This window comes from uncultured Senegalimassilia sp. (assembly GCF_934632265.1).
GTDB lineage: Bacteria > Actinomycetota > Coriobacteriia > Coriobacteriales > Eggerthellaceae > Senegalimassilia.
The window spans coordinates 1-8,401 of record NZ_CAKTYH010000086.1; the positions used below are offsets into that span (position 1 = coordinate 1).

General features: G+C 56.5%; 6 protein-coding genes, 3 tRNA genes and 1 other RNA gene. 8 read left to right on the forward strand and 2 right to left on the reverse strand.

Annotated elements, in window-relative coordinates:
- Window positions 1–189 precede the first annotated feature (189 nt).
- Window positions 190–559: a transfer-messenger RNA gene (ssrA, locus tag Q0H50_RS06915) on the forward strand.
- A gap of 363 nt (window positions 560–922) precedes the next feature.
- Window positions 923–2,557, forward strand: coding sequence for a L,D-transpeptidase family protein (locus tag Q0H50_RS06920; protein WP_294420832.1), 1,635 nt, complete (start codon window positions 923–925; stop codon window positions 2,555–2,557).
- 163 nt (window positions 2,558–2,720) lie between these two features.
- On the opposite strand, the gene Q0H50_RS06925 is transcribed toward Q0H50_RS06920, so the two are convergent.
- Window positions 2,721–3,206: an aminoacyl-tRNA deacylase gene (locus Q0H50_RS06925; RefSeq protein WP_294420834.1), complete on the reverse strand. Its 486-nt coding sequence runs from the start codon at window positions 3,204–3,206 to the stop codon at window positions 2,721–2,723.
- 122 nt (window positions 3,207–3,328) lie between these two features.
- Between Q0H50_RS06925 and murI the strand changes: the two genes are divergently transcribed.
- The 4 genes from murI to Q0H50_RS06945 all read left to right on the forward strand — a co-directional run bounded on the left by murI (window position 3,329) and on the right by Q0H50_RS06945 (window position 5,012).
- Window positions 3,329–4,195, forward strand: a complete 867-nt coding sequence (gene murI / locus Q0H50_RS06930) for a glutamate racemase (RefSeq protein WP_294420835.1) — start codon at window positions 3,329–3,331, stop codon at window positions 4,193–4,195.
- Between the two features lie 5 nt (window positions 4,196–4,200).
- Window positions 4,201–4,824 carry an RdgB/HAM1 family non-canonical purine NTP pyrophosphatase gene (gene rdgB / locus Q0H50_RS06935; RefSeq protein WP_294420838.1) on the forward strand — a complete coding sequence of 208 codons (624 nt, stop codon included), beginning with the start codon at window positions 4,201–4,203 and terminating at the stop codon, window positions 4,822–4,824.
- A 34-nt stretch (window positions 4,825–4,858) separates the two neighbouring features.
- Window positions 4,859–4,935 (forward strand) — tRNA-Pro (locus tag Q0H50_RS06940).
- Between the two features lie 3 nt (window positions 4,936–4,938).
- Window positions 4,939–5,012, forward strand: a tRNA-Gly gene (locus tag Q0H50_RS06945).
- Window positions 5,013–5,244: 232 nt separating this feature from the next.
- On the opposite strand, the gene Q0H50_RS06950 is transcribed toward Q0H50_RS06945, so the two are convergent.
- Window positions 5,245–5,320, reverse strand: a tRNA-Arg gene (locus tag Q0H50_RS06950).
- Window positions 5,321–6,015: 695 nt separating this feature from the next.
- Between Q0H50_RS06950 and arcA the strand changes: the two genes are divergently transcribed.
- Window positions 6,016–7,233: an arginine deiminase gene (gene arcA / locus Q0H50_RS06955; RefSeq protein ID WP_114621202.1), complete on the forward strand. Its 1,218-nt coding sequence runs from the start codon at window positions 6,016–6,018 to the stop codon at window positions 7,231–7,233.
- Window positions 7,234–7,420: 187 nt separating this feature from the next.
- Window positions 7,421–8,401, forward strand: a 981-nt coding sequence (gene argF / locus Q0H50_RS06960) for an ornithine carbamoyltransferase (protein WP_294420839.1), incomplete at its 3' end; no start/stop codon positions are given.

Below are 8,401 nucleotides of genomic sequence, written 5' to 3' on the forward strand. Positions count from 1 at the left end.
TATGAACGCCATCTTCAAGGACGGCGTGAAGATGGCCGCGGAATTCAAGGGCGCGTTCGACGACATCAAAAGCGCAGTGGACTTCAGCTCGCTTTTGAAGTAAGATTATCTATCTGTTCGGCGGCTTGCCGCCGTGCACTTTGACAAGGTGGACCGCAGCGTCCCGACTCGGCCGATTGGCCGGCATCCGGGGGCGACTGGTTTCGACATGGTATGTTTGAACTGAGGAGCAGGTCGTGGTCTCCTCGCCACGTTAAACAGGGGTACCGTCAAGTTAATTGGCAAGAACAACTCTCAGAGCGCTCCGGCGCTCGCCATGGCTGCCTAAACAGCACCTGGCACGTCAACTCCGGGTTGTCCCCGGCTCGGACGCGACGTCATTTTAGGGGACTGCATCGAAGCACGTGGACGGTATGGCTTCGATAAAGACCGAACCGACTAGGAACCCTAACGTTTGCCCGTTGACCGACGGGTTCCGAATTCCGATAACGGGATAAGCTTGTAGAGCCTGAGGGATAATATAGTATGGACCGGAGTTCGATTCTCCGCGCCTCCACCAGCATTTTCTAGACCGCCTGTTCTGTTTGCGCAGTTCAGGCGGTCTTTTTATGTCTAAAATATATCGGACATCTGTTGAATAACAGAGCGAAATCTTGCCGTTTTCAGACCGTTTGGTAATCGGATGGCACAAAAATGGTACACGGCAAACCATCCAAGACATCACCCTGGCAATCGTTTTCGTTGTGGATATTGAAACCGAACCAGCCTATCCGTAAGGCGATGGAGTTTATGCCCCTTCACCGATTGTTGATTGGCGTCCCGATGGCCATATTTATCGCGTCGAAAATATCCACAAGGTATCGCTCCTTGGGCATTACGTTGCTACAATGAAGCTATCTACACCCTATTCAGCGAGAGCATCATGAGCAACGATCAAAACGACAAGGTTTCGCGCGGCCGCCACGTCGCCCCAAGCGATATCCCTCCCATCAACTTCGACAACGACGACCAACCTGGCGGCTTCGTTCCGCAGCAGGTGCATGGCCAGCAGACTAGGCCGGTCAATCAACAGTATGCGCAAAACGGTTACCAGGCATATGCGCCTTCCGGTATGCAAATCCCTCCCACGGGCGTAGCGCGTCCGAAGAAGCGCGTGGGAAAGGTGCTTGGCATCGTTGCGGCCTGTTTGATCGGCGTGCTTGCCATCGCGTACTGCGGCGTGGCGCTGTATTTCGGCAGCCATTTCATGCCAAACACCAAGATCGGCAATCTTGATGCATCGCTCATGTCAACGGCGGATGCTGAAAAGGCGCTTGCCAATGAGGTGAACTCTTACAAGCTCACCATTACCGGCAATGGCTTCAATCTTACGGTCTCGGCCAAGGATGCCGGCGTCGATTTCGACGCTGCCGAAGCGGTGAAAGAGGCGTACTCCGCATACAATGAATGGCTGTGGCCCGTCGAGCTTACGCGCAGCCATGATGCAACCGGCGCCATGATCAGCTCCTACAACGATTCCGGTCTTGAGCAAACCGTGTCTGCGGCAGTTGCTGCATTCAACGAGTCGGCAACGCAGCCTCTCAACGCTACGGTTGCCTACGATTCCAAAACGGGATCCTTCACCGTTTGCAAGGAAGTCGCCGGCACCGCCCTCGATGCGTCGAAGGTCATGGCAGCCGCCGATGCTGCGCTCGCCGAGCTCAATCCCAAAGTCGTGCTTTCGTCCGAGCAGCTGTTGCAGCCGACGGTGTTTTCCACCGACCCTCGTTTGAAAACCGCCGCGGAGCAGGCGAACACCATGATCGGCGCCGATATCGTGCTGACCATGGGCAAGTCCACCGCCGCCGAGGTCGATGCCGACCTCATCTCGCAATGGGTTACCGTTGATGAAAATGTGGAAGCGGTTCTTGATGAGGAGGCCATGCGGGCTTGGGTCGATAAACTCGCTGCCGATTGCGATACCGTCGGCACCACGCGTACCTACACTCGCGCCGATGGCAAGACCATCACCGTTTCCGGTGGCGTGTACGGGTGGTCCATCGACTACGATGCGCTTATGGACCTGGTTATCAACGGCGTCAAGGAAGGCCTCGTTGAAACCGTCGAGATCCCTAACGCTACTAGCGGCGATGCTTACAACGGCGTTGGCGGTCGCGACTGGGGCAATCGCTATATCGACATCGACCTGGCCGAGCAGCACGTTTACTTCTACGATGATTCCGGTGCGCTGGTTTGGGAGTCCGACTGCATCTCCGGCATTCCCGATGGCACGCACGATACCAGCGTGGGTGTGTTCTGGATGAATGCGATGCAAAGCCCCGGCAAGCTTACCGGTTATGAGAACGGTCAGAAGATCTACGAATCAACCGTTCAATACTGGATGCCCTTCGACGGCAACGCCATCGGCTTGCACGATGCCGACTGGCAGCCCGATTTCGGCGGGACCATGTACAAAGACGGTTACGGCAGCCACGGCTGCGTTAACCTGCCCCCGGCGAAGGCTAAGGAGCTGTACTCGCTTATCCACTCCGGTGACTGCGTGGTCAGCCACTGGTAATAGCTGTTCGATGGCGAATGCTCAGACGCCCCGCAAGCATTGCTTGCGGGGCGTCTTTCGTTCGGCTATGGGTTGCTTCTTGCGCCATTTGCGCGAGTGGGCGATTCCTGTTCGCTAATCAACAACAGCAGCCTGGTCGCGCGCTGCGACGCGCGACCCCTGCTTATACAACAGTAAGGTCGACGCATTCTACGGGCACGACGCGCTGCAGCTCGCTCAGCGGCGTTTGAATCTGGCATCCAATGCGGCCGCCCGAGAACATGATCCGGTCGTACAGCTCGGCCGTCTCATCGATGAAGGTGGGGAAGGCCTTCTTCATTCCCACGGGGCTGCAGCCGCCGTGAATGTATCCGGTCAAACCCAAAAGGTCGCGGGATTTCACCATCGCGATGGATTTCTCTCCGGCAGCGCGAGCCGCCTTCTTCAAATCCAGCTCGCAGGCAACGGGGATCATGAATACGAAATGCTGACCTGATTTCCCCTGAGTGACCAAAGTCTTGAACACACAATCGGGGTCTTGCTCCAAAAGCGCCGCAACCTCCACTCCGGACAGCGCTTCGGGGCAATCGAAGAAGCGCGTGTCGAAATCAGCGTGCGCCGCCTCCATCTCGCGTATGGCATTGGTTTTGCGATCTTTTTCCTTCGGCATGATTAGCTGCTTCCTTTTCTGGAACTTTTCGCTTGTCATGCAGGTTAGCAGATACTATGGCACCCGTAGCGCATTTCAGAAAGCGCCCGCAAGCATGCGCTATACTGAGCGGCATGGATATCATGCAAACATTCGATAATGCGCCCATCGGCGTGTTCGATTCAGGGTTCGGCGGGCTTACCGTAGCGCGCGAGATCGCGAAGGCGCTGCCCGAGGAATCCATCATCTACGTGGGTGATTCCGCGCGTTGCCCCTATGGTCCGCGTAGCCTTTCCGAAGTGGATGGGTTCGTCCAGCAAATCGGATCCTGGCTGGTGCAGCGCGGGGTCAAACTCATCGTCATCGCATGCAATACCGCCACGGCGGCGGGTTTGGCGCATGCGCAGCGTACGTTCCCCGTCCCCGTCATCGGCGTGGTCGAGCCTGGCGCGCGCGCTGCAGCGCATGCAACGTGTAACAAGCGCGTCGGCGTCATCGCCACGAAGGCAACGGTGGAATCCGATGCCTATACCAAGGCGATCCGCCATCTTGATGCGGGCATCACCGTGTTCTCCACGGCTACGCCGCGATTCGTTGAGATAGCCGAGCAGGGCATCCGCATGGCGGAGGGCCCTATCGAGAACTATACTTCTCTCGCCTCGAAGGTCTACATCAGACCGCCCTTCCAGGCTATCGCCAAAGAATATCTTGAGCCGCTACGACGCTGTCAAATCGACACGCTCGTTCTCGGTTGCACGCATTTTCCGCTGCTCAAGGCGCTTATCGGCGGCGTGGTGGGGCATGAGGTCACGCTCATCTCGTCTGCGAAGGAAGCGGCTCGTGACGTCACCGAGATCTTAGACCGTCATCATCAGCGGGCTCAGGCGGGCCATAAAGCCGAGTACGAGTTCAATACCACCGGTGATGATGTTGCGGAGTTCCAGAGCTTCGGCAGCCGCGCATTCTGCATGCCCATTACCAGCGTGTCGCATATCGAATTCAAGGATTAACACCCATGGCCCTGAAAGGAGCCGTCATGAAAACCGTGCTCATTGCCAGCAACAACGCTCATAAGGCCGTTGAAATAGCCGAAGCGCTTGATTTCCCCGGTTGGGAGTTCAAAACGCTCAAGCAGGCTGGCGTTCAGTCCGATCCCGTTGAGGATGCCGAGACGTTTCTGGGCAACGCCCGTATCAAGGCCCAAGCGGCTCAGCAGGCTAGCGGCGGTATGGCGGTGCTAGCAGACGACTCCGGCCTGGAGGTCGATGCGCTCAACGGAGCCCCTGGCGTGCATTCGGCGCGCTATGCCGGTGAACCCTGCGACGATGCGGCGAACAACGCTAAGCTGCTCGATGCGCTTTCGGGGGTCGAGGACGAGCAGCGTAGCGCACGATTCGTCTGCCATCTTGTCTACCTAGATGAACAGGGTAGTGAATGGGATGCCCGAGGTACGGTCGAGGGCCGCATCGCTTATGAGCCGCAAGGGGAAAACGGTTTCGGGTACGATCCGCTGTTCCTGCCCGAGGTGTTTGATTTCGAACGCTCGCTCGGCCAGGCGCTTCCTGAGGAAAAGAACTCGATTTCCCACCGTGGCAACGCCCTTCGTGAACTTCGCGCGAAATTGTCCGAAAACGCGTAAAAAGTCTGATATACTAGCTGGGCTGTTTGGATGTCGGGACGTGGCGCAGCCTGGTAGCGCGCCTGCTTTGGGAGCAGGATGTCGCAGGTTCGAATCCTGTCGTCCCGACCAGTCGCGGGTGTGGTTCAATGGTAGAACTGAAGCCTTCCAAGCTTCTAACGCGGGTTCGATTCCCGTCACCCGCTCCACTAAAACCCCAGGTCAGAGTCTTATCGGTTCTGGCCTTTTTGTTTTGCGGACCAAATTGCGGACCAAATGCGGACCAAATCGAGGGCAGATGTCTGCGTGCATTCAGGCCAATACATGGGGAAGGCCCGGGCAACAGTTTCTTCATTCTTTATTGTTGCCTGCTATATCAAGCCGAAATCGTGAAAGAAAAAGCCGGAGACGTCAAATGGCGTCTCCGGCTTGTACGAGCGCTGGCGCGCCCAGCAGGACTCGAACCTGCAACCGTCGGATTAGAAGTCCGATGCTCTATCCGTTGAGCCATGGGCGCACAAAACGCCGTTATTATACCGCAAACCCGCTAAAACACGTAGGCTCGCAAGGCGTCATGACTAAAACAATCCGCTTTAGCACCGAAAAGCGTCTGGCGTGAAAAGTGAACAGCCGTTGAATCAAGAAAAAAGACGGTTCGCGTTCAAGGCTCCGTTGAATTCCTGCAGAGTATGTCGTGTGATTTGCGACAAGCAATAGTTCGCAGGAGGAGCCTGATCGTCCGGTCGCCTAGCAACTACCTATTGCGTTTTCAGCTACATCTCGCCCTCAAACGCTACCAGCCATAGTGGTATAGCCTCTCTCTATCAATGGTCTAAAAGACCATATGCGTCTGTGCATCGAAATCGCGCGATGCATTATTTCTTACATTTATGCATAACTAGGGTTTCAAGAGAAATCATCTATGGGTCGGCATGGGTTCAGGTGCGATGCCAAAAAATTATGCAAGTGCACAAGTAAACTATCGTGAACCAAAGCAGATGTGAAGGAAAAGTGTAGAAACGCGATGGAAACATAGGCGTAAATTTAGCATCATCCCAGGTCACCCTGAAAATTTCGTTTTTGGACATTTTGGTAGTTGCTTTTCAATGTGAAGCGTGAGAACTTGGTTTTGCAGTCGGAACGCGCGGTGCGCAACGGGCGTTCCGCTTCTAAGAAGTCCGAAAATGCATAAAAGGCATAAGGAGGGTTTTCATGGCAGGCGTAAACGTCAAGAGCGAAATCAAGCCCTTGAAGAAGGTTCTGTTGCATCGCCCTGGTAAAGAGCTGCTGAACCTCACGCCGAACACGCTCGAAGAGCTGCTGTTCGACGACATCCCGTTTCTGAAGGTTGCCCAGGCTGAGCATGATGCTTTTGCTCAGGCTCTTCGCGACAACGGCGTGGAGGTCGTGTATCTCGAGAACCTCATGGCCGAGGTGCTCGATGCCAATCCGGCGCTGCGTGAGCAGTTCCTGAAGCAGTTCATCGAAGAGGCCGGTATCCGTACCGAGCGTTATCAGAAGATCCTCTTCGATTATCTGAACGACAACTACAAGACCAACATCGACTTGGTTCTGAAGTGCATGGAGGGCGTCAACCTCACCGAGCTGCACACCGACAAGTCCAACTCCCTGGTCGACCTGGTGTCCGAGTCCTCCAAGATGGTCATCGCCCCGATGCCGAACCTGTACTTCACCCGCGACCCGTTCGCGATGATCGGCAACGGCGTTTCCATCAACCGTATGTACGCTGTCACGCGTAACCGTGAGACCATCTTCGCTGAGTACATCTTCACGCATCATCCCGATTTCAAGGATGTGCCGCAGTACTACAGCCGTTACAGCGCATTCCACATCGAAGGCGGCGATATCCTCAACATCAACGAGCATACGCTGGCCATCGGCATCTCCCAGCGCACCGAGCCGGATGCCATCGACGAGATCGCCCATAACATCTTCAAGGACGAGACCTCGCCGGTTGACACCATCCTGGCGTTCAACATCCCGAACAACCGCGCCATGATGCACCTGGACACCGTGTTCACCCAGATCGACGTGGACAAGTTCACCATCCATCCCGGCATCATGGGCCCGCTGACCGTGTTCGAGATCACCCCCGAGGGTGAGGGCATCAAGGTCAAGGAGACCTCCGGTACGCTCGAGGAAGTTCTCGAGAAGTACGTGGGCATGCCTGTTACGCTGATTCCCTGTGCTGGTGGCGATCGCATCGCCGCCGAGCGCGAGCAGTGGAACGACGGCTCCAACACCCTGTGCATCGCACCTGGTCGCGTGGTTGTCTACGAGCGCAACGATGTCACGAACGCGCTGCTGCGCAAGAACAACATCGATGCTATCGAGATTCCCTCTGCAGAGCTGTCCCGTGGCCGTGGCGGCCCGCGCTGCATGAGCATGCCGATCTGGCGCGAGGACTAGATTTCTCGCTGCTAAGCGTGCATAATCGCAGTATCCGTTAATCGGATACTCATCCTGAGAAATCAGGAATTCTCATTTGGTTTTTCCCGGAACGCATGAAAATGCGTTCCGGAAGAAACAGCAGGCTGAAACTTGGCGCGGCCTGCACACATAAGTTCTTGTTAACTTGCTATCGAAAGGAATTACCATGCCTGTAAGCCTGAGCGGTCGTCATTTCCTGCGTCTCCTGGACTTCTCCACCGAGGAGATCGAGTACCTGCTGAAGCTTTCCAAGAACTTCAAGGATATGAAGCGTGCTGGCGTGCCGCATCGCTACCTTGAGGGCAAGAACATCGTACTGCTGTTCCAGAAGACCTCCACGCGTACCCGTTGCGCATTCGAGGTTGGCGCTATGGACCTGGGCATGGGCGTGACCTACCTGGATCCCAACAGCTCCCAGATGGGCAAGAAGGAGTCCATCGAGGACACCGCTCGCGTTCTCGGCCGCTTCTATGACGGCATCGAGTTCCGCGGCTTTGCTCAGACCGACGTCGAGGAGCTGGCTGCCAACGCTGGCGTGCCGGTGTGGAACGGCCTGACCACCGAGTGGCATCCCACCCAGATGCTGGCTGACGTTCTGACCATGCAGGAGAACTTCAACTACGACCTGAAGGGCCGCACCGTCGTCTTCATGGCTGACGCCGCCAACAACGTTGCCCGTTCCATGATGGTCGTTTGCGCCAAGCTCGGCATGAACTTCGTCGCTTGCGCCCCCGAGACCAACTGGCCCGAGGCCGAGCTGGTCGAGGAGTGCCGTGCCATCGCTGCTGAGCATGGTGCCACCGTCAAGCTGACCGCTGACGTGAAGGAAGGCTGCACCGGCGCCGACGTCATCTACGCTGACGTGTGGGTGTCCATGGGCGAGCCCGACGAGGTCTGGGGCGAGCGCATCAAGAACCTCGAGCCCTACCGCGTGACCAAGGAGGTCATGGGCTACGCTAAGGAGGACGCTATCTTCCTGCACTGCCTGCCCAGCTTCCATGACACCAACACCACCATCGGTGCTCAGAAGGCCGAGCAGTTCGGCATCACCGAGATGGAGGTTGCTGACGACGTCTTCGAGTCCAAGCAGTCCAAGGTCTTCGACGAGGCCGAGAACCGCATGCACACCATCAAGGCGGTCATGGCC

Bases quoted from the DNA above. Each gene is read 5' to 3' on its own strand.
- Q0H50_RS06925 (WP_294420834.1), bottom strand. From the start codon at position 3,206: ATGCCGAAGGAAAAAGATCGCAAAACCAATGCCATACGCGAGATGGAG.
- rdgB (WP_294420838.1), top strand. From the start codon at position 4,201: ATGGCCCTGAAAGGAGCCGTCATGAAAACCGTGCTCATTGCCAGCAAC.
- murI (WP_294420835.1), top strand. From the start codon at position 3,329: ATGCAAACATTCGATAATGCGCCCATCGGCGTGTTCGATTCAGGGTTC.
- Q0H50_RS06920 (WP_294420832.1), top strand. From the start codon at position 923: ATGAGCAACGATCAAAACGACAAGGTTTCGCGCGGCCGCCACGTCGCC.
- arcA (WP_114621202.1), top strand. From the start codon at position 6,016: ATGGCAGGCGTAAACGTCAAGAGCGAAATCAAGCCCTTGAAGAAGGTT.